The sequence below is a fragment of the Methylobacterium sp. D53M genome, assembly GCF_053345625.1.
Window position 1 is genome coordinate 1 of record NZ_JBKFAL010000045.1, and the last position, 25,056, is coordinate 25,056.

The 25,056-nt window shown below is 73.4% G+C and carries 19 protein-coding genes, 2 tRNA genes and 1 pseudogene; 4 read left to right on the plus strand and 18 right to left on the minus strand.

Annotation, left to right across the window (positions count from 1 at the left end; genetic code table 11):
* Positions 1 to 271, plus strand: a pseudogene (locus tag ACLBYG_RS30290) (hypothetical protein); the annotation flags it as partial.
* Here the strand turns inward: ACLBYG_RS30290 and ACLBYG_RS30295 are convergent.
* The 9 genes from ACLBYG_RS30295 to ACLBYG_RS30335 all read right to left on the minus strand — a co-directional run bounded on the left by ACLBYG_RS30295 (position 238) and on the right by ACLBYG_RS30335 (position 11,080).
* Positions 238 to 2,010, minus strand: coding sequence for a class I adenylate-forming enzyme family protein (locus tag ACLBYG_RS30295; protein WP_447683927.1), 1,773 nt, complete (start codon positions 2,008 to 2,010; stop codon positions 238 to 240). The pseudogene ACLBYG_RS30290 and the gene ACLBYG_RS30295 sit on opposite strands and share 34 nt — an antisense overlap.
* Positions 2,007 to 2,777 (minus strand): SDR family oxidoreductase, encoded by a 771-nt coding sequence (locus ACLBYG_RS30300; protein WP_132367584.1) that lies wholly within the window; start codon positions 2,775 to 2,777, stop codon positions 2,007 to 2,009. The genes ACLBYG_RS30295 and ACLBYG_RS30300 overlap by 4 nt, the downstream gene beginning before the upstream one ends.
* A gap of 148 nt (positions 2,778 to 2,925) precedes the next feature.
* On the minus strand, positions 2,926 to 3,702 hold the full coding sequence (locus ACLBYG_RS30305; RefSeq protein ID WP_447683937.1) for an SDR family NAD(P)-dependent oxidoreductase: 777 nt from the start codon (positions 3,700 to 3,702) through the stop codon (positions 2,926 to 2,928).
* A 2-nt stretch (positions 3,703 to 3,704) separates the two neighbouring features.
* Complete coding sequence (locus ACLBYG_RS30310) at positions 3,705 to 4,763, minus strand: phosphotransferase family protein (protein WP_447683928.1); 1,059 nt, start codon at positions 4,761 to 4,763, stop codon at positions 3,705 to 3,707.
* Positions 4,760 to 6,001 carry an acyl-CoA dehydrogenase family protein gene (locus ACLBYG_RS30315; RefSeq protein WP_447683929.1) on the minus strand — a complete coding sequence of 414 codons (1,242 nt, stop codon included), beginning with the start codon at positions 5,999 to 6,001 and terminating at the stop codon, positions 4,760 to 4,762. Before ACLBYG_RS30315 ends, ACLBYG_RS30310 begins: the two co-directional genes overlap by 4 nt.
* Positions 6,002 to 6,298: 297 nt before the next feature.
* A complete protein-coding gene (locus ACLBYG_RS30320; RefSeq protein WP_447683930.1) occupies positions 6,299 to 7,804 on the minus strand; it encodes an ATP-binding cassette domain-containing protein in 1,506 nt (501 codons plus the stop codon).
* Positions 7,801 to 8,721 carry a branched-chain amino acid ABC transporter permease gene (locus ACLBYG_RS30325; RefSeq protein ID WP_056524055.1) on the minus strand — a complete coding sequence of 307 codons (921 nt, stop codon included), beginning with the start codon at positions 8,719 to 8,721 and terminating at the stop codon, positions 7,801 to 7,803. Before ACLBYG_RS30325 ends, ACLBYG_RS30320 begins: the two co-directional genes overlap by 4 nt.
* Positions 8,722 to 8,926: 205 nt before the next feature.
* The gene (locus ACLBYG_RS30330) at positions 8,927 to 9,802 is read right to left on the minus strand and encodes a branched-chain amino acid ABC transporter permease (RefSeq protein ID WP_020095281.1); all 876 of its coding nucleotides are present in this window, start codon (positions 9,800 to 9,802) and stop codon (positions 8,927 to 8,929) included.
* Positions 9,803 to 9,820: 18 nt separating this feature from the next.
* Positions 9,821 to 11,080 (minus strand): ABC transporter substrate-binding protein, encoded by a 1,260-nt coding sequence (locus ACLBYG_RS30335; RefSeq protein ID WP_091926034.1) that lies wholly within the window; start codon positions 11,078 to 11,080, stop codon positions 9,821 to 9,823.
* Positions 11,081 to 11,405: 325 nt separating this feature from the next.
* Between ACLBYG_RS30335 and ACLBYG_RS30340 the strand changes: the two genes are divergently transcribed.
* Positions 11,406 to 12,431 carry a cyclase family protein gene (locus ACLBYG_RS30340; RefSeq protein WP_447683931.1) on the plus strand — a complete coding sequence of 342 codons (1,026 nt, stop codon included), beginning with the start codon at positions 11,406 to 11,408 and terminating at the stop codon, positions 12,429 to 12,431.
* A 42-nt stretch (positions 12,432 to 12,473) separates the two neighbouring features.
* Here the strand turns inward: ACLBYG_RS30340 and ACLBYG_RS30345 are convergent, their stop codons facing one another.
* The 6 genes from ACLBYG_RS30345 to ACLBYG_RS30370 all read right to left on the minus strand — a co-directional run bounded on the left by ACLBYG_RS30345 (position 12,474) and on the right by ACLBYG_RS30370 (position 18,442).
* On the minus strand, positions 12,474 to 14,474 hold the full coding sequence (locus tag ACLBYG_RS30345; RefSeq protein ID WP_447683932.1) for an SDR family NAD(P)-dependent oxidoreductase: 2,001 nt from the start codon (positions 14,472 to 14,474) through the stop codon (positions 12,474 to 12,476).
* 98 nt (positions 14,475 to 14,572) lie between these two features.
* Positions 14,573 to 15,424: a DUF1206 domain-containing protein gene (locus ACLBYG_RS30350; protein ID WP_091682461.1), complete on the minus strand. Its 852-nt coding sequence runs from the start codon at positions 15,422 to 15,424 to the stop codon at positions 14,573 to 14,575.
* Between the two features lie 120 nt (positions 15,425 to 15,544).
* Complete coding sequence (locus ACLBYG_RS30355; RefSeq protein ID WP_020096438.1) at positions 15,545 to 15,886, minus strand: hypothetical protein; 342 nt, start codon at positions 15,884 to 15,886, stop codon at positions 15,545 to 15,547.
* 47 nt (positions 15,887 to 15,933) lie between these two features.
* Complete coding sequence (locus tag ACLBYG_RS30360) at positions 15,934 to 16,497, minus strand: Uma2 family endonuclease (RefSeq protein WP_441009920.1); 564 nt, start codon at positions 16,495 to 16,497, stop codon at positions 15,934 to 15,936.
* A gap of 158 nt (positions 16,498 to 16,655) precedes the next feature.
* Positions 16,656 to 17,885 (minus strand): M23 family metallopeptidase, encoded by a 1,230-nt coding sequence (locus tag ACLBYG_RS30365; RefSeq protein ID WP_447683933.1) that lies wholly within the window; start codon positions 17,883 to 17,885, stop codon positions 16,656 to 16,658.
* 89 nt (positions 17,886 to 17,974) lie between these two features.
* Complete coding sequence (locus ACLBYG_RS30370; RefSeq protein WP_012318789.1) at positions 17,975 to 18,442, minus strand: peroxiredoxin; 468 nt, start codon at positions 18,440 to 18,442, stop codon at positions 17,975 to 17,977.
* Between the two features lie 183 nt (positions 18,443 to 18,625).
* On the opposite strand from ACLBYG_RS30370, the gene ACLBYG_RS30375 reads away from it, so the two are divergent.
* Positions 18,626 to 22,075 (plus strand): hypothetical protein, encoded by a 3,450-nt coding sequence (locus ACLBYG_RS30375; protein ID WP_447683934.1) that lies wholly within the window; start codon positions 18,626 to 18,628, stop codon positions 22,073 to 22,075.
* 34 nt (positions 22,076 to 22,109) lie between these two features.
* Here ACLBYG_RS30375 and ACLBYG_RS30380 read toward each other — a convergent pair whose 3' ends face one another.
* From ACLBYG_RS30380 to ACLBYG_RS30390, 3 genes are all read right to left on the minus strand, one after another.
* Entirely contained in the window at positions 22,110 to 23,714 is a 1,605-nt protein-coding gene (locus ACLBYG_RS30380; RefSeq protein ID WP_447683935.1) for a TROVE domain-containing protein, read from the minus strand.
* 224 nt (positions 23,715 to 23,938) lie between these two features.
* Positions 23,939 to 24,070 (minus strand) — tRNA-OTHER (locus ACLBYG_RS30385).
* A tRNA-OTHER gene (locus ACLBYG_RS30390) sits at positions 24,071 to 24,137 on the minus strand.
* Positions 24,138 to 24,740: 603 nt separating this feature from the next.
* Here ACLBYG_RS30390 and ACLBYG_RS30395 point away from each other — a divergent pair.
* On the plus strand, positions 24,741 to 25,034 hold the full coding sequence (locus ACLBYG_RS30395) for a helix-turn-helix domain-containing protein (RefSeq protein WP_447683936.1): 294 nt from the start codon (positions 24,741 to 24,743) through the stop codon (positions 25,032 to 25,034).
* The last annotated feature ends 22 nt before the right edge of the window (positions 25,035 to 25,056 follow it).

Here is a 25,056-nt window from a genome sequence, read left to right on the forward strand (position 1 = left end):
GTCCGTCCGGGCCGCCCCGCAGGCCGTCGCCGCCGCGCCGCCGCCCCCGGAGGGCTACGCCCGCTACCGGGCCTACAATTACGGGCCGGGCTACGGCTACGAGCCGGGTTACGCCCAGGGCTACACCCAGGGCTACACCGACGACCGCCTCGACCGCCTGAGCAGCGCCCAGGCCGCCGGCTACGTCGTGGTCCACCGCCGGACGGTGCAGTTCCCCGATGGCCGGACCCTGCGCGTCTATCGCCCGGACGACGAGGGCGAGCCGTTCTGAGCTGAGCCCGCCGCGAACACCGCCCGCAGGGGCGCCCGCAGGATCTTCCCGGCGGGATTGCGGGGCAGGAGCCCGTCCCAGATCTCGATCCGCACCGGCACCTTGAACGCCGCGAGCCGCTCGGCCGCGAAGGCGCGGATCGCCTCCGGGTCGGTCTCGGCGCCCTCGGCCAGCACCACGATGGCGCCCGGCTCCTCGCCCAGCGTCGGGTGGGGCACCGGCAGCACCACGGCGTCGATCACGTCCGGGTGCGCGTAGAGGGCGTTCTCGACCTCGCAGCAGTAGATGTTCTCGCCGCCGCGGATCAGCATGTCCTTGATCCGGTCGACGATGGTCAGGAAGCCCTCCTCGTCGGCGCGGGCGAGGTCGCCGGTGCGCAGCCAGCCCTCGGAGAGAACCTCCGCGGTGGCGGCCGGGTCGTCCCAGTAGCCGCGGACCACGTTCGGGCCCTTCACGCACAGCTCGCCGACGCTGCCCGCCGGCAGATCCTGCCCGAGGGGATCGAGGATCCGCACCTCGCAGACCGGCAGGGGCGGTCCGCAGGATTCCGGGTGGGCGAGGTAATCCTCGCCCTGGTGGTGGGTGAAGGTCGCCGAGGTCTCGGTCATGCCCCAGCCGGTGCCCGGGACGACCCGCGGCAGGGCCTCGCCCAGCGCCCGCACGAGGTCGCCGGCGGCCGGGGCGCCGCCGTAGGTGACGCCCTCGAGGGTCGGCAGCGGCCGGCCGGCCTCCCGGGCCGCGTTGGCGAGCTGCCACGCGATGGTCGGCACGCCGCCCGCGCTGGTGCAGCCCTCCCGCTCGATCAGGTCGAGGGCCGCGGCGGCGTCCCAGCGGTGCATCATCACCAGCCGGTGGCCGCCGTAGAGGGCCGCCCCCAGGCTCGCGTGGCAGCCGGTGACGTGGAACAGCGGGATTACCAGCAGCGCCGCCCGCTGCGGCGCGGCCGGGTCGGGCTTCGGCGGCGTCTCGCCCCGGCGCAGGGCGCTGCGCGCCGCCGAGTAGGGGTAGGCCATCACCGTGGTGGCGGCCGCCCGGTGGGTGCCGACCGCCCCCTTGGGCTTGCCGGTGGTGCCGGAGGTGTAGAACAGCGTCGCGTCGTCCTCCGGGTCGAGGGCGATCTCGGGCGGGGGCAAGTCGGGCAGGGCGCCCCAGTCGTGGACCCGGCCGACGATGTCGGCGAGGGGCGTCGCCCGGGGGTCCGGCGCGGTCCGAGTGGTGAGGACCCGCTCCAGGGCCGGGCATTCGCGCAGGTGCGGGGCGATCCGGTCGAAGCGCTCGCCGTCGGCGATCAGCACCCGCGCGCCCGAATGCTGCAGGCCGTAGGCGAGTTCGGGCCCGGTCCACCACGCGTTGAGCGGCGTGGCGATGGCGCCGGCGAGCAGCGCGCCGAAATAGCTCACCGGCCATTCGGGCAGGTTGCGCTGCGCGATGGCGACCCGGTCGCCCTTGCGCACGCCGGCCTCGACCAGAGCCCGCGCCAGGGCGGAGGCGGCGCGGGCGAAGTCCGTGAAGGTCACGCGCTCGTCCTGGTAGACCACGAAGGTCTTGTCCCCGTGGCCGCGCGCGATCCGGAACAGGTCGCCCAGCGTCGGCGGTGCCTTCTCCCAGATCCGGGTCGGCACACCCCGGATCGGCACCGTGGCGATGGCGAAGGGCCCACCTGAGGCGGTGAGCCGCACCTCGGCCTCGCGGAAGGGCAGGGCCGGCCAGCCGGCGGGGATGCGGGGATCGGGGCTCATCGGGCGATGGTCACGCCGCCGTCGATCACGAGCGCCTGGCCGGTCACGAACCGGCCGGCCGCCGAGGCCAGGAACACGGCCGCGCCGGCGATCTCGTCGGGCTCGCCGATCCGGCGCAGGGGCGCGGCGTCCGTGGTAGCGGCCAGCATCTCGGGATCCTCCCACAGGGCCCGGGCGAAATCGGTGCGGATCAGCCCTGGGCACAGGCAGTTCACCCGGACGTTGGCCGGGCCGTACTCCACCGCGTAGTTGCGGGCGAGCTGGAGGTCGGCGGCTTTCGAGACGTTGTAGGCGCCGATCACCGGCGAGCCCTTGAGCGCCCCGATCGAGGAGACGATCACGATCGCGCCGTCCCGCCGCGCCACCATGCCGGGGGCTACCATCTGGATCAGCCAGTGGTTCGACAGGACGTTGTTCTCGAGGATTTTTCGGAACTGCGCGTCGGAGATGCCGGCGAGCGGCCCGTAATAGGGATTGCTGGCGGCGTTGCAGACCAGCACGTCGACCGGGCCGAGCCGGCTCTCGGTCTCGGCGACCAGGGTTTCCAGTTCCTCCTTCACCGAGATGCTGGCCGGAATCGCCACCGCCCGGCCGGCGCCGTGCGCGGCCTCGATCTCGGCCACGACCGCCTCGCAGGCCTCGCGCTTGCGCGACGAGATCACCACCCGGGCGCCGTGCTCGGCCATCCGCAGGGCGATCGCCCGTCCGATGCCCCGCGACGAGCCGGTGATGAGGGCGGTCTTGCCGGTCAGGTCGAACAGCGACATGGCTCGCCTCCGCGCTGGATGAAGCGGCGAACGACTTCGATCCTCGTTCCACAGGATAGGAAGGTCGCGACGCGCCCCCTCTCCCGTGCGGGAGAGGGGACCCGCGCCCCATCCGGCCGCCGACAATGTCGCCGGACGCCGCCCATCGTCACGTCCCGTCCCGCAGCGAGCGGCGCAGGCGCGCCATGCCGGCGAGCCAGCGCTCGGGGTCCTCGGCCCGGCGGCGGGCGTACTCGGCCACCTGCGGATGCGGTAGGATCAGGAAACGCCCCGCCGCCAGCCCGTCGAACGCGGCCTCGGCCACGGCCTCCGGCGCCAGCACGCCGTCGCGCGACGCGGCGCTGGCTTCCCCCAGCATGGCGGTGTCGACGCCCTGCGGGCACAGGGCGGCGACCCGGATCCCGTCCTCGGCGTGGGCGATCGCGAGATGCTCCAGGAAGGCGAGTGCCGCGTGCTTGGTCGCCCCGTAGGTGGCGCTGCCGATCTGGCTCAAGAGCCCGGCCGCCGAGACCGTTCCGAGGAACGCGCCGCCGCCGCGGGCGCGCCAGAGCGGGACCAGCACCCGCGCGGCGTGGACGTGACCCATCACGTTCACCGCGAAGGCGCGCGCCCAGCTCTCCGGGTCGGCGGAGGTGGCCAGATCCGGATCGGGGTCGCGCTCCAGGATGCCCGCGTTGGAACAGTAGAGCGCGATCGGCCCGGTCCCGGCCTCGATGCGCGCCAGGATCGCACTGACCGCTTCGGCGTCGCCGACGTCGAGCGCGAAGGCCCGTCCGCCGAGTTCCGCCGCCACGGCCTCCGCCCCTTCCCCGTCCCGGTCGAGGGCCACGACCGTCGCGCCCCGGGCCCTGGCCGCGACCGCGAGCGCCCGGCCGATGCCCCTCGCGGCCCCGGTGACGGCGACGACGCGGCCGGTGAGCTCCATGCTCACGCCCCCGCCCGCTCGGCGAAGCGCCAGGCCGCTTCGGCGAGTTTCGGCACCCGCGCCGCCATGGCGGCGGCGTGCTCGCTCGCGGCATTGCCGGCCTTGGCGCGGGCCGCCACGCCCTGGAGGATGCCGACCAGCCGGAACAGGTTGTAGGCGAAGTACCAGTCGAGGTCGGGCAGGTTTGTCCGATCGGCCGCCCGGCAGTAGAGCGCCACGGCCTCGTCCCGGGTGGGGATACCCAGAGCCGGCAGGTCGAGCCCGCCGAGGCCGCTGCGCCCGTCGGCCGGCAATGCCCACTGCATCAGCAGGTAGCTGAAATCGGCCAGCGGATCGCCGAGCGTCGACAATTCCCAGTCGAGCACCGCGCTGACGCCGCCGTCGCGGGAGAAGATCAGGTTGTCGAGGCGATAGTCGCCGTGGACCACGCAGGCGCCCTGCTGCTCCGGCACGGTCCTGGGCAGCCACGCGATCAGCCGCTCGACATCCTCCAGGCGCCCGTCCTCGGCGGCGCGGTACTGGCGGGTCCAGCGGTCGACCTGCCGGGCGAAGTAGTTGCCGGACCGGCCGTAATCGGAGAGCCCCGCCGCCTCCGGGTCGATGGCGTGGAGCCGGGCGAGCGTCGCGATCATGCCGGCATAGTGCCGGTGGCGGGCGTGGGGATCGAGGCCGGGCAACGCCCCGTCCCAGTGCACGGCGCCGTCCACCGCCTCCATCACGTAGAAGGCCGCGCCGATGATGTCGGGATCCTCGCACAGCGCGAAGGGGCGCGGCACCGGGAACCCCTCGCCGTAGAGGGCGCCGATCACCCGGAACTCGCGCTCCACCGCGTGGGCCGAGGGCAGGAGCGGGCCGAAGGGCTTGCGCCGCAGCACGTAGGCCTGGGCCGGCGTGTCGAGCCGGTAGGTCGGGTTCGACTGGCCGCCGCGGAACTGCTGCACGGTGAGCGGTCCGGCGTAGCCGCGCACATGCGCTTCCATCCAGGCGGCGAGCCGCGCCTCGTCGATCCGGTGGCGCGGCTCGATCGGCTTCACGCCGGAGAAGATGTCGGCGTCGCTCATGCGCGCTCCGCCTCGCTTCTGTTGGTGTAGCGCCCGAATTCGAGCCGGGCGATCGAGCGATTGTGGACCTCGTCCGGCCCGTCGGCGAGCCGCAGGGTGCGGATATGGGCGTACATCCTGGCGAGCCCGAAATCCTCCGAGACGCCGGCCCCGCCATGGGCCTGGATGGCGTCGTCGATCACCTTGAGCGCCACCCGCGGCGCCGCGACCTTGATCATGGCGATCTCGAGCTTGGCGCCCTTGTTGCCGACCTTGTCCATCATATCGGCCGCCTTCAGGCAGAGGAGGCGGGTCATCTCGATGTTGATCCGCGCCTCCGCGACCCGCTGCTCCCAGACCGACTGCTCGCTGATCCGCTTGCCGAAGGCGACCCGGGAGACGAGGCGCCGCGCCATGGCCTCCAGCGCGACCTCGGCGGCCCCGATGGTGCGCATGCAGTGGTGGATGCGGCCCGGACCCAGGCGCCCCTGCGCGATCTCGAAGCCGCGCCCCTCGCCGAGGATCAGGTTCCCGGCCGGCACGCGGACATTCTCCAGCACCACCTCGCCGTGTCCCTTGGGCGCGTCCTCGTAGCCGAAGACCGGGAGCAGGCGCTCCACCCGGACCCCGGGCGTGTCCATGGGAACGAGGATCTGCGATTGCTGCCGGTGGCGGGGGGCCTCCGGGTCGGTCTTGCCCATCAGGATCGCGATCTTGCAGCGCGGGTCGCCGACGCCGGTCGACCACCATTTGCGGCCGTCGACGACGTAGTGGTCGCCGTCGCGGCGGATCGACGTGCTGATGTTGGTGGCGTCCGAGGAGGCGACCTCCGGCTCGGTCATCAGGAAGGCCGAGCGGATCTCACCCGCCATCAGGGGCTTCAGCCACCGGTCCTTCTGGGCCGCGGTGCCGTAGCGGTGCAGCACCTCCATGTTGCCGGTGTCGGGCGCCGCGCAGTTGAACACCTCCGAGGCGATCCCGACCCGGCCCATCTCTTCGGCGCAGAGGGCGTAGTCGAGGTTGGTCAGGCCGGCGCCGCGATAGGCGTCGGTGTCGTGCTCGGCGGAGGGCGGCAGGAACAGGTTCCACAGGCCCTCGGCACGGGCCTTCTCCTTCAGCCGCTCCATCGTGGGGGAGGGTTCGCGGCTCGCGGCGCGCTCGGCCGACACCGCGGCGGCGGCCGGCAGGATCGCGTCGGCGATGAAGGCGCGCACGCGGGTCAGCCAGTGGGTCTGGGATTGGGAGAGGGTGAAGTCCACGGTGTCCGCTCCCTAGGGTTTCTCTGCCGGGCGAGCGCACCGAGCTTGCGTGCGCGGGCTGCCCGCCTTCCCATTGCCTTCACCCACGGCGCGACGCGCCCCCTCTCCCGTGCGGGAGAGGGTTGGGGTGAGGGACGAGAAGCCACAGGATCGAGCCCGCCCTTGTCGCGCAGTCAGGTCGAGCCCTCTCTGGACAGACCTGATCCCTCACCCTGTCCCTCTCCCGCACGGGAGAGGGGACCCGCGCTCCGACCCGAATCGAACGTGGCGCTCGATCGACCCACATCACGCCGCCGCTCACAGATAGGCCGATCCCATCTCGCTGGCGAAGCGCTGCGGCGGTCCCTCCCAGACGATCCGCGCCTGTTCCAGCACGTAGACCCGGTCGGCGTGGGGGAGCGCGAAGGTGACGTTCTGCTCACCGAGCAGGACCGTGATCGGCGTGGTCTGCCGCAGCTTCTCCAGCGCCTTCGACAGCAGCTCCAGGATCACCGGGGCGAGGCCGAGCGTCGGCTCGTCGAGGATCAGGAGGCGCGGGCGCATCATCAGCGCCCGGGCGATGGTCAGCATCTGCTGCTCGCCGCCCGAGAGGGTGCGGGCGCTCTGCGTCTCGCGGTCCTTGAGGATCGGGAACAGCTCGTAGAGCCAGTCGCGCTGCCTGGCGCTCTCGGCCTTCGGGAAATGCTGGCCGCCGAGGTCGAGATTCTCGCGCACGCTGAGGTCGCCGAACAGCTCCCGGGTCTCGGGCACCTGGACGATGCCGGCCCGGGCGATGGCGGCAGGCTTCATCCGGGAGAGGTCCCGGCCGTCGAACCGGATCGTGCCCGTGTGCGGCACGAGTCCCGAGATGGCGTTGAACAGCGTGGTCTTGCCGGCGCCGTTCAGGCCGACCACCGAGACGAACTCACCCTCGTGGACGTGGATCGAGGCGGCGCGCAGGGCCTGCGCCTTGCCGTAGAGCACGTCGACGCCCTCGACGGTGAGCAGCGAGTCGGGCTTGAACGCCGCCTCGGGCCGGGCCGCCGTCTCGATGCTGCCGCCGAGATAGACCCGGCGCACGGTCGGGTCGGCCATCACGGACTCGGCAGAGCCCTCGGCGATGCGCTCGCCGAGATACATGGCGAAGACCCGGTCGACGATGGCCGCGACGCTCTTCACGTTGTGGTCGACGAGGAGCACGGCCTTGCCCTCGTCGCGGAAGCCGCGGATCAGCTCGGAGAAGGCCGCGACCTCGCCGCCGGTCAGGCCCGCGAACGGCTCGTCGACCAGCACCACCCGGGGGTCGCGGGCGATGGCCTTGGCGAGCTCCAGCCGGCGGAGATCCGCGAAGGGCAGGGTGCCGGGGCGCCGGTCGACGACCGCGCCGAGGCCGACGCGCTCGGCGATTTCTCTCGCGCGTCGCGCCACGTGGGGGTCGGCCGCCAGCCGGATCAGGCTGTCGGGCAGGAGCGCGAGGCTGATGTTCTCCAGCACGGTCTGCCGCTGGAGCGGCCGCGCGTGCTGGAACACGAGGCCGATCCCGGAGCGGGCGACCCGGTGGGCCGGCATGCCGCCGATCTCCGTGCCGTCGAGGCGGATCGAGCCGGCGCTCGGCCGCTCCAGCCCCATGATCAGCTTCATCACGGTGGACTTGCCCGAGCCGTTGGGGCCGATCAGCCCGAGGATCTCGCCCGGGCGCAGGTCGAGGTCGATGTTCTTGACAGCGACGAGGCCGCCGTAGCGCTTGGTCAGGCCGCGCACGGTGAGGCAGGGCTCGGCCATGACGGGCGACACGGCCGGCGGGGGCGCGACGGCGACGGTCATCGGGCTCTCCGGAGCGATCCGAGGCCGAGCAGCCCCGAGGGCACGAACAGGATCACGAGGAGCGCCACCGCCGAGACCACGAAGGTCGAGAGCCCGCCGAGCGGCCGCAGCAGCTCGCCCGCCGCGATCAGGAACACGGCGCCGAGCGCCGCGCCCACGATGGTGCGCCGTCCGCCGAGCACCGCCGCGATGATCACCTGCACGCCCACCGACGTGTTGATCAGCGTGCCGACCGAGGCGGTGCCCATGTAGAAGACCACCAGCCCGCCCGCGAGGCCCGAGAAGGCGGCGCTGACCGCGAAGGCGGCGAGCTTGTGCTTGGCGACGTTGAAGCCGAGCGCCCCGGTCACCACCGGGTCCTGGCCGGCGGCCTGGAGGATCAGCCCGGCGGGCGAGCGCGCGATGGCGGTCAGGATCAGGCCGGAGACCGCCATGAAGCCGAGCGCCAGCCAGTAATTGGTGTCGGCGTCGATCGAGATGACGTCGGGCACGGTCAGGCCGATCTCGCCGCCGGTGAGGCCGGAGAAGACCACGATCATGTTCTGCAGGAGCAGCACCGCCACCAGGGTGATCAGGCCGAAATAGGGGCCGCGGACCTTCAGCGCCGGCAGCGCCAGGGCGAGGCCGCCGACCACGGCGAGCACGGTCCCGGCCGCGAGGCAGTAGGGGATCGGCAATTCGTAGCGGTTGTTGAGGATGCCGGCGCCGTAGGCCCCGAGGCCGATCAGGAAGGTCGGTCCGAAATTTACCTCGCCGGCGAAGCCGAAGAGCAGGTCCCAGGCCATGGAGAACACGCCGAAATAGTAGGCGATGGTCAGGAGGCCGAGGATGTAGCCGGAGACCCACCAGGGCAGGGTGGCGGCGGCCAGGACGGCGAGGACCGCGATCCAGAAGCCGGGGGTGGTGAGGAGCTTCATGGATTGGCCTCGCACACGGCAGCGATCCGGCTCGTTCGGCGCAGAGGCCTTTCCCACCCACGCCCCTCATCCTGAGGTGCCGCGCCAGGGGCCTCGAAGGAGGCCTCCAGGGATCGCGCGGCCGGCTGGAGGGCTCCTTCGAGGCGGCTTCGCCGCACCTCAGGATGAGGGCGCGGGCTGGACACCCGGGGTGCAAGAAGAACCATCACCGCCGCCCCAGCAGACCTTGCGGGCGCAGGTACATGACGGCGACCAGCAGGAGCAGCGCCGGGATCACCCGGTAGGCCGGCGAGATCAGGTAGGCGGTGGCGGTCTCGAGGTAGCCCACCACGTAGGCGGCGATCAGCGAGCCGGTGACGCTCCCGAGGCCCCCCAGCACCACGATCGAGAAGGCGCTCGCGGTGAGCGGCCCCACCGAGTACGACGACACCCCGAGGAACATCCCGAGCAGCACCCCGGCGGTGCCGGCGAGCAGGCCGTAGATCGCCCAGACCGCCACGTAGATCTTGCCCATGTCGTGGCCGAGCAGCGTGACGCCCCGCGGGTTCATGGAGGCGGCGAGCAGGACCTTGCCGGCCCGCGCCCGGTTCACGAACAGCCAGAGCAGGCCGATCACCACCCAGCAGATCACCGCGGTGAAGACCTGGTTCCTCGGCGTCCGCACCCCGGCGATCTCGAAGACGCCCTCGACGATCGGCAGCACGGTCTTCGGGTTATCGGTGAAGAAGTAGGCTACCAGCTCCTGGATCATGATGCCCCAGAGCAGCGTCCCCGTGAGCACGAAGATCTCCTTCTCCTCCCGCGGGATGGCCCGGCTGCGCTCGATCGGCGCGACCACCGCGAAGTAGGTGACCAGCGCGCCCGCGAGCCCGCACAGGATGCCGATCACCGCGCCCGCGTAGGAGCCGAGCCCGAACAGCGCCGAGGCCGCCCAGGCCGCCACCGCGGCCATGACCATCAGGGCGCCGTGGGTCAGGTTGAGGACGCCCGAGACCCCGAAGATCAGGGTGAAGCCCATCGCGCCGAGCGCGTAGAGGGACGAGATCGCGAAACCGTCGACGAGGATCTGGAGGCCGATCATCGCGCTCTCCCCGCCCGGTTACCGTCCCGCCGCCTTCACCGCAGGGGGCAGGATCATGGTCCCGTTGGCGGTGGTGGCCGGCCAGATCGCCACCTGCTTGCCGTTCTGCCACTGCCCGAGGACGCTGGTCATCAGGCCGGGCCCGTACTGGATCGAGTGCGTGAACGGCTCGTCCTTGCCGTAGAATTTCAGGCGCCCGACGGTGCCGACGTAGTCGGTCTTCTCTAGGGCGTCGACGAGCTTGTCGGCCTCCGTGGAGCCTGCCCGCTTGACCGCCTCCGCCGCGTAATGCGTGGCGTCGTACGCCATGTAGCCCGCGTAGGACGGCGCGCCGCCGAAGCGCTTGGTGAAGGCCTCGGCGAACGGGATCGTCTTCTCGGTGAGCGCCACGCCCGGCACCGCCACGCTGTCGAACAGCACGCCCTGCGTGCCGCCGTTGGTGTTGGCCCAGAAGGTCGAGGAGGTCGCCTGGCCGCTGATCCCCGTCATGGCGATCGGCACCTGCTGGTTCTGCCACTGCACGGTCGGCTGCACGCCGACATGGGCGATGCCGGTGACGATCAGGTCGGGCTTGGCCGCCTCGATCTTGTTGTAGATCGGCGTGAAGTCGCCCGTGTCCGGGGAGAAGCGGACGTGCTCGACCACCTTCAGCCCGGATTTCGGCAGGCATTCCTGGTAGGCGGCGTCGAGCGGGCGGGTCCAGGCCGCGTCCTCGCTCATGATCGCGGCGGTCTTGGCCTTGAGCTTCTCGACCAGCACCTCCTTGGCCGAGTCGCACACCGCCTGCGCCAGGGCGTGCGAGGTCAGGTAGCCGTGGAAGGTGTACTTGTTGCGCGCGTAGTCCTTGTGGACCGCGACGCTGATCTCGTTCGAGGCCGCGCCGGGCGTGATCATCGGCGTCTTGAGCCGGGCCGCCCAGGGCATCAGCGCCAGCACGACCTCGGAGATGTAGCTGGCGATGACGAGGTTGACCTTGTCCTCGGAGACCGCCCGCTGGAAGGCGCGGACCGCGTCGGAGGCGGAGGACTTGTCGTCGTAGGTCACGACCTGGATCTGGCGCCCGTCGACGCCGCCCTTGGCATTGATCTCGTCGGCGGCGAGCTGGACGGCCTGCGGGATCGAGGCCCCGGCCACCGACTGCGCCTCGGCGATCACCCCGATCTTGATCGGGTCCGCGGCCCGGACGGGCCCGGCGGCGACCAGCCCCGCGGCGATCAGCGCGGGCAGCGTGCGCCGAATCGGGGCAACCCGGGCGGCGGCGCGCACGGTCTCGGACATCGGCGTTCCCTCATCCCAGTGCCCGAATTTTATATTCGCGGGCTTGGCCCGGACTGTACCCGCGCTCCGACGGATCACAAGAGGCCGGTCGGGACCGGCCGGTGACGTTTGCACCGAGTCGTTTTCCGCCCGGGGTATCGCCGCGCGCCGCCGCATCCTAGGCTCGCCGCGGCCCTGCGAAGCGCGGGCCCGGCGGCCTCGAAGAAGGGCACGGTCCGGTGAGGAACGCACGCTCGGCCGCGGCCGGGGTTCGCCCTGGACCGCGGCCCCGGAGCCTCGGGAAGCGGTCCGCTCCGCGGCCGGCACGGGCAGGGGAACCACAGGCATGACCCTGCGCTGGACGCGGCGGCCCGAGGGCTCGACCTGGGGGGATTTCGGCCCCGACGACGAGTTGGGCCGGCTGAACCTGCTCACCCCCGAGAAGGTGCTGCAGGGCGTCGCCGAGGTGCGCGAAGGGGTCACCTTCTGCCTCAGCCTGCCGCTGGACCTGCCGGGCGGCAACGTCCTGAACCCGCGCCGCCACCCGCCGCAGATCACCCCGACGCGCCGCGCCAACGGCCGGCCGAACATGAACTTCCCGGTCTGCGAGGAGGTCGACGGCGCCACCGACGTGATCTGCGACGACCGCGCGCTGATCCACCTGCAATACTCGACGCAGTGGGACTCGCTCGCCCATGTCGGCTCGCTGTTCGACGCGGACGGGGCGGGCGCCGCACCGACCTTCTACAACGGGTTCCGCGGCGGCCGCGACATCGTCGGGCCGAGCGCGCCGGAGGCGGCGGATGAGCCGTCCCGGGCGAAGCGCCTCGGGATCGAGCGCCTCGCCGAGACCGGCATGCAGGGCCGCGCCGTGATGATCGACCTGCGCGCCCATCTCGGCGACGCCAGGACACGCGTCGGCTACGACGAGCTCGCCCGGATCCTGGAGGCCGACGGCGTCGTGGTGGAGCCGGGCGACATGGTCTGCCTGCACACGGGCTTCGCCGAGCGGCTGATCGCCATGGGCGGCCACCCGGACCCGAAGCTCGTCCACACCCTCTGCGCCGGCCTCGACGGGCGCGACCCGCGCCTCCTCGACTGGATCACCCGCACCGGGCTCTGCGCGCTGATCGCCGACAACTACGCGGTCGAGGCCTACCCGGCCGGCCCCGGCCCCGCCTGCTGCGCGACGCTGCCGCTCCACGAGCACTGCCTGTTCAAGCTCGGGGTCAATCTCGGCGAGTTGTGGCACCTGACGCCGCTGGCCGACTGGCTGCGGGCCCGCGGCCGCAGCCGCTTCCTGCTCACCGCCCCGCCGCTGCGTCTGCCCGGCGCCGTCGGCTCGCCGACGACGCCGATCGCCACGGTGTGAGGATCGGAGCGGTCCCGGGACGCGCTTCCGAGGTCGCCCGGATCAGCCGAGCGCGACGGGCGCGGCGTCGGCGCGCGGCGGATCGCCGACCGGCTCCGCGGCCGGCTCCGCGGCGTCCTGGGGCGGCCCGGGGCGGAGGACGGCGCGCTCGCGGAAATGCGGGATGGCCGCCTCGAACACGGCCTCAGCGGCCGCCCGGTCGCCGGCCGCCACGGCGTCGCGCAGCCGCGCCACCCAGGCGTCGAGCCTGTCCCGGTCGGCGAAGACCGGCCGCGCCGCCATCACCCCGTCGATGCCCGGCAGGGCGATCCGGGGCTCCTCGCGGGCGAACAGGATCTCGTTGAGCCGCTCGCCGGGCCGGGCGCCGGTATAGGCGATCTCGATCTCGGTGCCGGGCTCGAAGCCGGCCAGCCGGATCATCCGCTCGGCGAGGTCGGCGATCCGCACCGGCTGCCCCATCTTGAGCACGTAGACCGCGGCGCGCTCCGCGCCCGCCCGGGCCTCGCCGTCGGCGTGGGAGGCGGCCGTCAGCACGAGGTCGCAGGCCTCGCGCACGGTCATGAAGTAGCGGACCATGTCCGGGTGGGTGACGGTGACCGGGCCGCCCCGGGCGATCTGCGCCTTGAACACCGGCACCACGGAGCCCACGGAGCCCAGCACGTTGCCGAAGCGCACGGCGATCAGCCGGGTCGGGTGGTCCGGCCGCGCCGACTGCGCGGCGTCGAGGGCCTGGGCGACCATCTCGGCGAAACGCTTGGTGACGCCGAGCTGCGAGACCGGCTCGATCGCCTTGTCGGTGGAGATCATCACGAGCGCCCGCGCGCCCGCCGCCACCGCCGCCTCGGCGACGTTGATCGAGCCGAACACGTTGGTCTTGATGCCCTCCTGCCAGTCCCGCTCCAGGTAGGGCACCTGCTTCAGCGCGGCGGCGTGGAGCACGTAGTCGGGCCGGAACGCCGCGATCACCGCGTGCGTCCGCTCCCGGTCGCGGATATCGGCCAGCACCCCCGTCACGGCGGTCTCGGCGGCCAGGATCGCGGGGTGGCTGAGGATGCCGTGGAGCGCCGGCTCGGAGGATTCGAGCACCAGCACGGCGGCGGCCCCGAAGGCCACGGCCCGCAGGCAGATCTCCGAGCCGATCGACCCGCCGCCGCCGGTCACCACGACCCGGCGGCCGGCGAGGAACGCCTCCAGACGCGGCCGGTCGATGGCGACGGTCGGCCGCAGCAGCAGGTCCTCGATCTCCAGCGGCGCCAGTTCCGGACCCTGCACGCCCTCGCCGAGGCCGACGACCCTGGCGAGGGGCAGGCCGAGGCGCCGGGCGCGGGCGATCAGGTCGTCCGGCGCCGCCTCCGGCACGAGGGCGCTCGGAGCGGCCACGAGCCGCCGCACCGGCTCGCCGCGGGCGGCGAGGTCGGCGACCACGCGCTCGAGATCCGGGAAGCCGCCGAGCACCGGCACGCCGCGCATGAACTGCCCGCGCTCGTCCGCCCGGGGCGACAGGATGCCCCGCGGCGCGAGCTTGCGCACCGAGCCCGCCTCGATCGCCCGGATCAGCACGTCCATGTCGGCGCCGCGCCCGAGGAGCAGGGTCGGGACGGTGGCGGCCCGCGCGCTCGACTGCCGGGAGCGGGTGTCCTTGAGGTAGCGGAACGCCAGGCGCGTGCCGCCCAGGAAGAAGATCTGCAGCACCCAGTAGAGCAGGATCGCGATCTTGCCGAAGAAGTAGAAGCCGTAGAGGTCGGACGAGACCAGCACCCAGTCGATCACCAGGAGCGCCAGGGCCAGGACGCTGGCCGCCCGGACGATGCCGGCGAGGTCCTGCAGCGAGGCGAAGCGCCACTTGGTCCGGTAGAGCCGGAAGCGGCCGTAGACGAGGCCGGCGAGGACGAGGAACGGCGGCAGCAGCAGGGGCAGGGCGTGCAGACGCTCGGCCAGCATGCCGCCCTGGAAGCGGAACAGGAAGGTGAGCACCACGGCGGCAGCGGTCGCCGCGAGGTCGTGGGTCACCATCACCGCGGTCTTGTAGAGGCGCTGCTGCATCGGGAGCCGGATGGGATGCCGGGGGTATCCGCCGCGGCACCGGCCCTGTCAACGCGGCCCGCCCAGGGCCGGAGCCGGGGCCGGAGGCGGCGCCGGCCTCACCCCAGCGCCCGGGCCGCCGCACCGGCCGCGTCGTCCACCCGGTCGATGTCGGGGGCGTCGATGTGCCGGTAGCGGGCCTGGATCAGCCCGAAGGCCCCGAAGGCGGCGTGGCCGGCCGCCACGAGCCCGAGGAGGATCCAGCCGTAGGGTTGTGCGCGCAGCAGCGCGAAGGCCTCGGCCAGACCCTTGGCATCCGAGGAGCGCTGGTGCCACGCGGCGGCCACGAGGAACCCGCCGATGATCAGGAAGGCGAGGCCCCGCGCCGCGTAGCCGAAGCGGCCGATCGGGCCGGCCCAGCGGTCCCGGGCCCGGGCGTCGAGGGCGAGCCGGTCGGTGACGTCCCCGCGCCACGCCTTGCCGAGGAAGCCGAACCCGCCGCCGACGACCGCGAGGCCGACGAGGGCCACGAGCCAGCGGCCGAAGGGCTTGCTCAGGAGCCACGCAGTCCCGTCATGCACGCCGTCGCCGCCGCTCATGCCCAGGCCGAGGCTGAGCGAGGCCGCGCTGGCGGCGAGACCGAGGTAGAGCCCGGCGCTGATCAGGTGGGCACCGCGCACCGCGAGGCCCTTGGCGGAGGTGCCCCGCCGGTCGGCATCGGTGATGCCCTCGACGAGGCGCCAGAGGGCGAAGCCGGCGAGGCCGAGGGCGATCAGGCCGACGACGGCCGCGCCGAACGGCCCGGCCATGACGGCGCGGAGCGCGTCCTTGCTGTCGCCGGCCCGGCCGCCATGCCCCAGGGCCGCCAGCAGGGCCAGGGCGCCGACCACGATGTAGACCACGCCGCGGGCGCCGTAGCCGAAGCGGGCGATGCGCTCGATCGCGTTGCGGCCGCCGGGAAGGGTCCTCATCGGCGGGACCCGGCTTCGGGGAATCGGGTGTCGGGCACGGGCGGCATCCTGTGGAGCGGGAGCGTTCAACGCCCGGCGGCGCGCACCCGATCCGTTGCCGGCACAACCTCCGTGGCCGCCCTACATGGGCGTCCGGTCGGCGCGGCCGGTGAGCGCCACGTAGAAGCCGAGCCCGTCCTGGGCCGGCAGGGTCTGCAGGCGCTCGATCAGGCCGCGGCGCTTCGCGTCGAGGAGCAGGCGCCCGGCCGGCTGGAACAGGGTCTCGCCGCCGCCCTCCGGGGGCGGATCGAGCCGGATCGCCACGGTCTTGCCCTTGGCGAAGCGGCTGCGCTCCAGCATGTCCTTGAGCGAGGCCTCGGCGGTCGCCCGGTTGGTGCCGCGCAGGTCGAGCACCGACTCGGCGTCGGTCACGCCGAGGGAGCCGCGCAGCTTGGCCGCGTAGAAATCTTCGAAATGGGGCAAGTCGGTGCCTTGATGCTTCGCCGTTCGATCAGGTGGGGTGCGGCCGCTCAGAAGGCGAGACCGCGGTAGAGGTCGCGCACCGGCACGGCGCCGTCGAGCTCCGGCAGCGACACGGTACCGTCGAGCCCGAGGGCCGCGACGCTCCAGTCGTCGCCCGCGCGCCGCCAGACCTCGACCCGCGCCTCGTCGGAATAGACGATCAGCAGGACCGCGAGGCTCGGCACGGTCCGGTAGAAGTCGATCTTCCGGCCGCGGTCGAGACTCATCGTCGAGGGCGAGAGCACCTCGGCGACGAGGAGCGGGTCGGCGGCGTAGCCCTCCGGCAGCGGCGGCCCGCACCGCACCACCACGTCGGGGATCGGAGCGAAATCGTCCATCGCGGCGCTGAGAATCGCCAGACCCGGCATGGCGCGGCAACCTCGCGGCTCCGCCAGGGCGTCGAGTCGTCCCGCCAGGTTCATGACGATTCGCTGATGCCGCTCCCGCGGCGGCGCCATGAGCACGGGCTCGCCGTCGAGCAGCTCCCAGCGCTCGTGCGCGGGCCGGCCCTCCACCCAGAGCCTGAACTCGGACACATCCATCCGCGCGTCGCGCTTCGCGGCCAGAGCCATCGCCGATCCCCACCTCGGCCGGATCGTAGCACCGGGCCGGCCGCCCGCAACAGGCCCGGCCCGGAAGGCCATCCCCGCGCGGGCGTCACGGCCGATGCCAGGCCGGCCTCCCTCGGGGACTCGGAGGCCGGCACAGGGCGACCGGCGCAGCGACGGACTCAGTCGGCGCCGAGCCCGGCCGCCGCGACGGTGGCGCCGGCCTCCAGGAAGCGCTGCGGATCCACCGGCTCGCCGTCGATGCGGGTCTCGTAGTGGAGATGCGCCCCGGTGGAGCGCCCCGTCGAGCCGACGGCGCCGACCGCATCGCCCGCGGCCACGCGCTGCCCGGGGCGGACCGCGATGCGGGCGAGGTGGCCGAACCGCGTGGTGACGCCGTGGCCGTGGTCGATCTCGACCATGTTGCCGTAGCCGCCCGCGGCCTCGGCGGCGATCACCCGGCCCGGCGCGGTGGCGCGGGCGGGCTCGCCGTACTCCGCCTTCAGGTCCAGCCCGGTATGGAGGGCGAGGCCGCGGGTGAAGGGGTCGAGGCGCGTGCCGAACGGGCTCGACACGGTCGCGCCTCCCCGGATCGGGCGTGCCAGGGGCAGGGTGGCGGCGAGCCGGCGCAGGCGCTCTCCGTCGTCGAGCGCGCGCCGGGCCAGGGCGAGGCCCTCCGCGAAGCCGGTGCCGTCCAGGGCGCGGCCGTCGAGGGGCACGAACGGTCCGCCCAGCCCGGCGGCCGGCGCGGCCGCGCCGGTGCGGTCGGGATCGAGGCGGTCGGGGTCGAGACCGGTGCGGCCTATCAGCCCGCGCAGCCGCCGCACCGCGTCCCCGGCCCGGGCGGCCAGCCCGGCGAGGCGCTCGCCCTGGGCCGCCTGCAGGCCGTCGAGCCGGGCCTCCAGCCGGATCAGGCCGGTCTCGGCCTCGCGCGCGCCGCGGCGGGGCAGGGGATCGCGGGCGGAGCGCGGCGCCGGAGCCGCACCCTCAGTCGGACGCAGGAAGAGATCGTCGTAGCTCCCACCGGGCGCAGCGCCGGGCCGCCCGGGCAGGGCGCCGGTCGTGGACGGCTCGGGCAGGGCCTGCCGCTCCAGGTCGGCGAGGGCGGCCGTGCGCCGCTCCAGCTCGGCCTGGCGCTCCAGGGCGGCCGCGACCCGGTCGGCCAGCCCCGACTCGCTTCCCGCCCGGTCGCTCCGGTCGCGGTCGAGGCGGTCCTGGAGCTCGCCGATGCGCGCCTCGTAGGCGTCGCGCAGGGCGGCCTGCCGGGCCACGAACCGGGCGAGCACGTCGTCGTGGAACACGATCAGGCAGGAGGCCCCGAGCGCCCAGGCCACCGCCAGGGCGAGGCCGGCGGCGAGCCAGGGAGCTGGCCGGTGCGGCCTGAGACGCGCGGGGAACTTCGGAAGCTGCATCGGGACGGCACCGGAGGAGCCGCCATTCAGGCCTCAGTAGGGTTAAGGATCCGTCGCGCGCCGGGCGTCAAGGGGACGTCAAGGGGACGTCAGGGCAGGGCGCGCGCGGCCGCCAGGACGGCCTCGGCGTGGCCGGGCACCTTCACCTTCGGCCAGATCCTGGCGACGCGCCCCTCCCGGTCGACCAGCACGGTGGTGCGCTCCACGCCCATGTACTTGCGCCCGTACATGCTCTTCTCGACCCAGACGCCGTAGGCCTCGAGCACGGTCTTGTCCTCGTCGGCGGCGAGCGGGAAGGTCAGCCCGTACTTGCCGCAGAACTTGTCGTGGCTCTTCACCGGGTCCGGCGACAGGCCGACGACCTTGGCGTCCGCTTCCGCGAAGGCCGGCAGCAGGCCGTTGAAGTCCTGCGCCTCCAGCGTGCATCCGCTCGTGTCGTCCTTCGGGTAGAAGTAGAGCACGACTTTGTGACCGCGGAGCGCGGACAGTCCGACGCGCCCTCCGCCCGAGGCGGGAAGGTCGAAATCGGGGGCGGGATCCCCCTCTGACAGCGGCATCGTGCCTTCCTTTCGGCCGATTGATGATGTGCAACCGATCTCGTGCGCGGGCTCGAGCGATGGCACCGCGCACGTCCGAGCCAAGCCCGGAGTCGCGGCCGCTGTAAAGCGCGGGCGCGCTTCGATCCACCGGCCGCGGAGCCCGAGGGCGCCGCGCGCAGAGACCCCGGAACAAAGGTCCCGATGGCGGACGAGACAACGCCGGCATGCAGGCCTCGGGGGAAGGCGCGACGCGTCGGCGGCGTCTGCCTCGTGAGCGCCCTCGCGCTGGTGCTGCTCGTCGGCGCCGGTGTCGGCCTCGTGGCCCTGCGCCTGTCGAACGGGCCGCTCCAGATCGACGGCCTGTCGCGCCGCGTCGCCGCCGCCGTGGCCGAGCGGATCGGGCCCGGCTGGAGCATCGGGCTGCGCGGCAGCAGCCTCGAGCTCGACCGCGAGAACGCGCTCAGCCTGCGCTTCTCCGGCCTCGACATCCGCAACCCGCAGGGCGACCTCGTGGTGCGCGCCCCCCTGGCGCTCGTCAGCCTCGACCCCTGGGGGCTCCTGCGGCTCAACCTGCAGCCGCGCTCGATCGAGTTCCGCGAGACGCAGACCACCGCGCTGCTGCACCGGGACGGCTCCATCGCCTTCGCGGCCTCGGAGGCCAACCACCCGGTCGACGTCGCGCCGCACACGCCGCCGAGCGTGGACGGGGTGCGCGGCACCGTCTCGCCGCTCTCGGCCGCGATCGCGTCGATCTTCGGGGTCGTCCTCGATCCGGGCGGCGTGGTCGGCGCCCTCGACCGCGCGCGCGTCACCGACGCGCGGCTGCGGCTGATCGACGAGGACGGCCGCGAGCGCGCGGTCTTCGCGCGGGTCAACGGCCTGTTCGGGCGCGACCCGGTCAACGGCACCCGGAACTTCGAATTGCGGCTCGACGGGCCGCACGGCGAGTGGCGCTTCGGCGGCACGCTGCGCGACGGCGCGGACGGGCAGGAGCGCTCGGGCGTCATCACCCTCGACGACCTGCCGGTCACGGATCTCCTGCTGCTCTCGGGCCAGTCCGGCCTGCCGCTGACCACGGACCTGAAGGTCTCGGCCCGCGCCGACGTGAGCCTGACGGCCGGCCGCATCCGGACCATGAACGCCAAGCTCCACACCGGCGACGGCACGTTCCTGATCGAGGAGAAGGACTTCAACCCGGTCACGGTCGAGAGCCTCGACGCCTCCCTGGACTGGGACGAGGCCAACCGCGTGATGTCGCTGACCGGCCTGGACTATCGCGGGGCCGGCAACGCCGTGCACCTCGCGGGGACGTGGACGGGCAGCCCCGCGGGCGCGAGCACAAGCTGGACCGCGACGCTGGCGAGCCGCGACGCCACCTTACGCGGGGCGACCCCGCAGGACGCGCCGGTGAAGATCGACGCCCTGGACGCGCAGCTCTCCGGCCGCGACGGCGGGATCTCCATCGACGCGCTGACCCTGTCGGGGCCCGGCGTGAAGGGCGCCATCACCGGGACGATCGGCACGACCGCCGACGACGGCGGCCTGACCCTGCACCTCGCCGGCCACAACGGCGAGGTCCGTACCGGGCTGCGGCTCTGGCCGGAGCACATCGCGCCGCCGGCCCGCACCTACCTGGTGGACCAGCTCCGGCGCGGCCGGGTCGATTCCGTCGACATCAAGGTGAAGATGTCCGGGGCGGTCCTGGCGGCGGCCACCCGGGGCGACCCCGCCCCGGACGACGCGGTCCACATCGACTTCCACGTCTCGGACGCGGCCATCGACGTCACTGCCGATTCCCCGCCGGTGACCAAGGGCAACGTCGTCGGCGTGATCACCGGGCGCTCGACCACGGTGCGCAACGTGACCGCCGAGGTCCACGGGCCGGACGGGCGCGGGCTCGCCATCTCGGACGGCAGCTTCGTCATCCCGCAGATCACCCCGGACCGGGTCGTGGCCCAGATCGGGATGCGGCTCTCCGGCGGCGCCGACGGCATGGCCTCCGTGCTCCAGGCCAAGCTGTTCAAGAGCGTGATGAGCGTCGACCTCGACCCCGCGACGATCAAGGGCAGCGCCGACCTGCGCGTCGACTTCCCCCTCGACCTCAAGCACATCCCCGACCTGCCGGACCTGCCGGTGACGCTGACCGGCTCGCTGGCCGACCTCTCGGTCGACAAGGTGATGGGCCGGGACCGGCTCGAGTCGGGCCGGTTCAACCTCGTCTACGACCGGGGCGCCTTCACGCTGAAGGGCGACGGCCGGGTCGCGGGCGCGCCCATGTCGGTCGACCTGCGCCAGCCGAAGGTCGGGCAGCCCGGCGAGGCGGTGGTCAACGTGTCGCTCGACGAGGCGGTCCGCGGCCGCAAGGGCCTGCCGACCGCGCCGCAGCTCACCGGCACCATCCCGGTCCGCGCGGTGGTGCAGATCGGCCGGCCGGGATCCGGCAAGCCGCCGATCCGGGTCGAGGCGGACCTGGCGAAGGCCGGGATCGACGGGCTGGTCCCGGGGCTGACCAAGCCCCCGGGCAAGCCGGGACGGCTCACCTTCACCCTGGTCGACAGCGGCCAGACCTTCGACCTGCGCGACTTCGCCCTCGATGCGGCCCCGGCGAGCGCCCGCGGCACCGTCTCGATCACCCAGGAGGGCGGCCTGGAGCGGGCGGACCTGAGCAGCGTCAAGCTCTCCCCCGGCGACGACCTGCGCGTGAGCCTCGACCGGACCGGCGGCGGCTACAAGGTCGTGGTCCGGGGCGCGGTGGCCGATGCCCGGCCGTTCCTGAAATCGCTGGGCGCCCCCGATCCCAAGGGCGGCCGTGAGGCGCGGGACGCGAATCCCAAGGATATCGACGCCGACATCCAGGTGCCCATCGTCACCGGCTTCAACGAGGAGGCGCTGACCGGCGCCAACCTGAAGCTCTCCCTGCACGGGAAGACCCTGCGGGCCGCCAACATCACCGGGCGCTTCCGCGCGGCGCCCTTCGCCGCCACGGTGACCCGCGGCGAGCGCGGCGTGCCGACCCTGTCGGTGGAATCGGCCGATGCCGGCGCGACGCTGCGGTTCGTCGACGTGTACCGGCGGATGTATGGCGGCCGGCTCACGGCCGGGATCGGCCTCAACGACGGCCCGCAATCCGGCGTCGTGCAGATCCGCGACTTCATCCTGCGCAACGAGCCCGCGCTGTCGAGCATCATGGCGCAGGGCCCGGAGCCGTCCGAGGCGGAGACGGCCCGCGGCCGCCGGGTCGCCCCGGGCCGGGGCGCGGGCGACGTCACCTTCGACCGCATGCGCGCCAACTTCGTGCGCACCGGCACCCGCGTCGACTTCACCGACGCGGCGATCTCGAACGCCGCCATGGGCTTCACCCTGTCGGGCTGGCTCGATACCGGCCGCGAGCGCACCGACATGACCGGCACCTTCGTGCCGCTCTACGGCCTGAACAACGTGGCCTCGCAGCTGCCGCTGCTCGGGCCGCTGCTGGGCGGCGGCCACAACGAGGGCCTGTTCGCGGTCAATTTCCGCGTCTCCGGCAAGCTCGCCTCGCCGGACGTGAGCGTGAACCCGCTCTCGGCGATCGCCCCGGGCTTCCTGCGCAAGCTGTTCAGCGCCGGCGGCGGCCCCTTCGCGGACGGGATGCCGGGCGTCCCGCAGCAATAGGGCGGGCAGCCCGGAAGAGCCGCCCGCCCCTGTCTCACGCGCGGATGAAATCCGCGATCACGGCCGGAGCCGTGGTGTCGAAGCCGACCACGTCGAGCATGCCGGGATCCTCCGGGTCGGCGATGCTGAAGCCGTTGGAGACCAGCCCCACGACCACCAGCTTCGCCGGGATCCCGGTCTTCTCCCGGTACGCCCGCAGCGCCTGGACCGGGTGGACCGGCCCCGCCCAGGTCTCCGAGTCCGTGTAGACCACGAACGCGTCGGCCTTGACGCCCCGCTCCAGCGCCCAGCGCATCGGCAGGGAGCAGTCGGTGGCGCCGAACGGCAGGTCGGCGGTCGCCCGCACCGCCTGATCGAGCCGCGTCGACGGTCCGATCGGCAGCGGCGTCAGCGCGGCCCCCTGGCTCCAGGCCCGGCCGGCCTCGGCGGTGAAGCCCAGCACCTGCCAGTGCTCCTCGGTCGCCGCGGTGACGAGCGCCATCGCGGCGGCCGCCTCCCGGGCCGTGAGCGTCGAGCCCGCGACCGTGCTGGCGCCCATCGAGCCCGAGACGTCGAGCGCGAGCACGAGGCGCCGGCCCGTGGGCTCGACCGCGCCGAACGCCGTGTAGAACGCGGCGTTCAGCGCCTCGACGATCGCCGCCACCGGCTCCCAGGCGAGCTTGCCCCGCTGACCGTGCCCGGAGGCGTAGGTCTTGAGGGCCAGCAGCAGCGCCATCGGGTGCAGGCGCGCCCGGAGGATCCGCTCCCGGTCCGACAGGACCGCCCGGACGTGCTCGGTGCCCTCCGAGAAGGGCGCCAGCACCCCCGCGGCCGTCAGGCGGCCGAGCTGGCGCACGAGGGCGCCGACCGGCATCCGCTCGATCAGGGCCTCGTTCACCGCGCGGCTGCCCATCAGCCCGGTCGGCAGCGCCTCCCACGGCAGGCCGTGCGAGCGCACCAGGGCGGCGGCCACCGCCCCGTCGAGGCCCTCCGCCTGCACCCGCGCGAAGGCGTGGACGATCCCGGGAGCGGCCTCGGTCACGGTGCCGCGGCAGATCCAGTCGAACAGCGCCTTCCGGGCGGGCTCCTCCGTCTCCGGATGGGCCAGCCGCAGGAGGTCGCGGTGCGACCAGCCCTGGCGGGTCCGGTACTTCACCGCCTGGAAGGCCAGGGCCTCCACGGGCTTGGCGCAGTACCAGTCACCGACCGCCCGGCGCAGACCCCGGCCCCAGCCGCGCATCGCCTCGACGGAGGCGGCGAACTGGAACAGGTGCGTGCCGGTGCGGCAGACCCGAGGCAGGGCCGCGAGCGCCGCGCGCCGGGTCGCGAGGTCCGCCGACGCGGCGGCCAGCGCCAGGGCGAAGATCGCCGGATCCGGCTTCGGAGCCCGGCCGCCCTCGCTCACCGCCACGATGGCGGCGACCGCGCGGGCGCCGTCCCGCGCGATGCACTGCTGCACCGCCGCCGCGTTCGCGGCGGTCAGGGCGCGCGGGCTCGCGTAGTACGAGCCGCCCTCGGAGCCGAGCACCAGGAAGCGGTCGAGCCGCGCCCAGTCGCCGACCGCGAAGGCGTGGCCGCCGGCGGCGTTCGGCACCGTGCCGGGGATCGGCTCCGTCTGCGGGGTGGCGCGGAGCCGGAACATCTGTGCGAGCTTCGTCATGGCGGGCTCCTCTCGGTCTCTCCTCTCTCCATCGCGGCCGATCGCCGGCCGGTGGCGCGTCCCGGCGCGCGCGGTCGGGCGGGGACGCGGCCGCGGCGCGTCGTCCACCGCCGCTCGCGCGCGGCCGGTCTCTCGTGTGGTCGGTGGCGGGGTTCCGTCCGGCCGGGCGCGGGCGTGGCGGCGACGAAGGGCTTATCCGATGCTCTGCTTGAGCTACGGGCCTGACGGCCCGGCGGGACTCGCACCCGCACCCCTCGGATCCCGATAACCTTCGTCTTCCGGCCCGCGTCCGGGCGATGCGGGCGTGGCGTGAGGAACGGTGTCCGGGCGCTCTATCCGGGCTGAGCTACGGGCCTCGCGGCCCGGCGGGATTCGAACCCGCGACCTCCCTTCGGTGAAGATAACCGTTCCTCTCCGGCCCGCATCGTCGGCCGGGATCCGCGCACGGTCGGCGCCCCGGTCGTCTCGCGGGGCCCTGCGGTCGTGGTGTCGGGGACGGGCATGAGCTCCGGCGACCTCGCGGCCCCCGACGGGGATCGAACCCGCAACCTCCGCGGGACAAGCCCGCGGCGCTCTACCGATGATAACCGTCCCCTGCCGGCCCGCAGGGTCCTCGAGACGCGCTCAGCCTCTCGGGCCGAGAGCCCCGCGATACGACCGTAACGGTCGCATCAGCCCGGGACGGGCGAACGCCGCGACGTCGATGCCGTCGTGCTGTTTCATGCCATGCTCCGTCCGAACGGGGCTTCGGGTGACGCGGGCGTGTCGATGAGGCTCGGGGGGATCCGTGACAGGGATAACCGAGCGTCTCCGGCCCGCGCCGGTGAACTGCGATCGGCTGCCAGCGGCGACCGTTGCGAAGGGAACCGGACTCTTCCGCCGCGGCGCGCGGGCCGCGGATACGAGGAGCGTACGGTCACTTCAGATCACCGGCCCGGCAGGCCGATGGCGCGGTGGATACGGTCGCGCTCGGCCTGCGTCAACCGGAAACTTGAAAATTCTTTCAGTTCGGGCGATCTCCGGCCCATGATCACTGCCGCCCAGATCCGCGCCGGCCGCGGACTTCTCAAGTGGACGCAAGGGGTTCTCGCGAGCCGCGCCGCGGTCTCCGTCGTCACCCTGAACATGATCGAGAGCGAGCAGGTCCAGCCCCGCAGCCGGACCCTCGCGGCGATCCGCACGGTGCTCGAAGGGGCGGGCATCCGCTTCGTCGGCGACGCGCAGGACGGATACGGGGCGATCCTGCGCCCCGCCCCCGCGGCCGGGTCCGGGGACGCACCGGCACAGAAAAGCCCGGCGCGGACGACCGCACCGGGCTGAAGCCGAACCGGCCTGCGCGGGT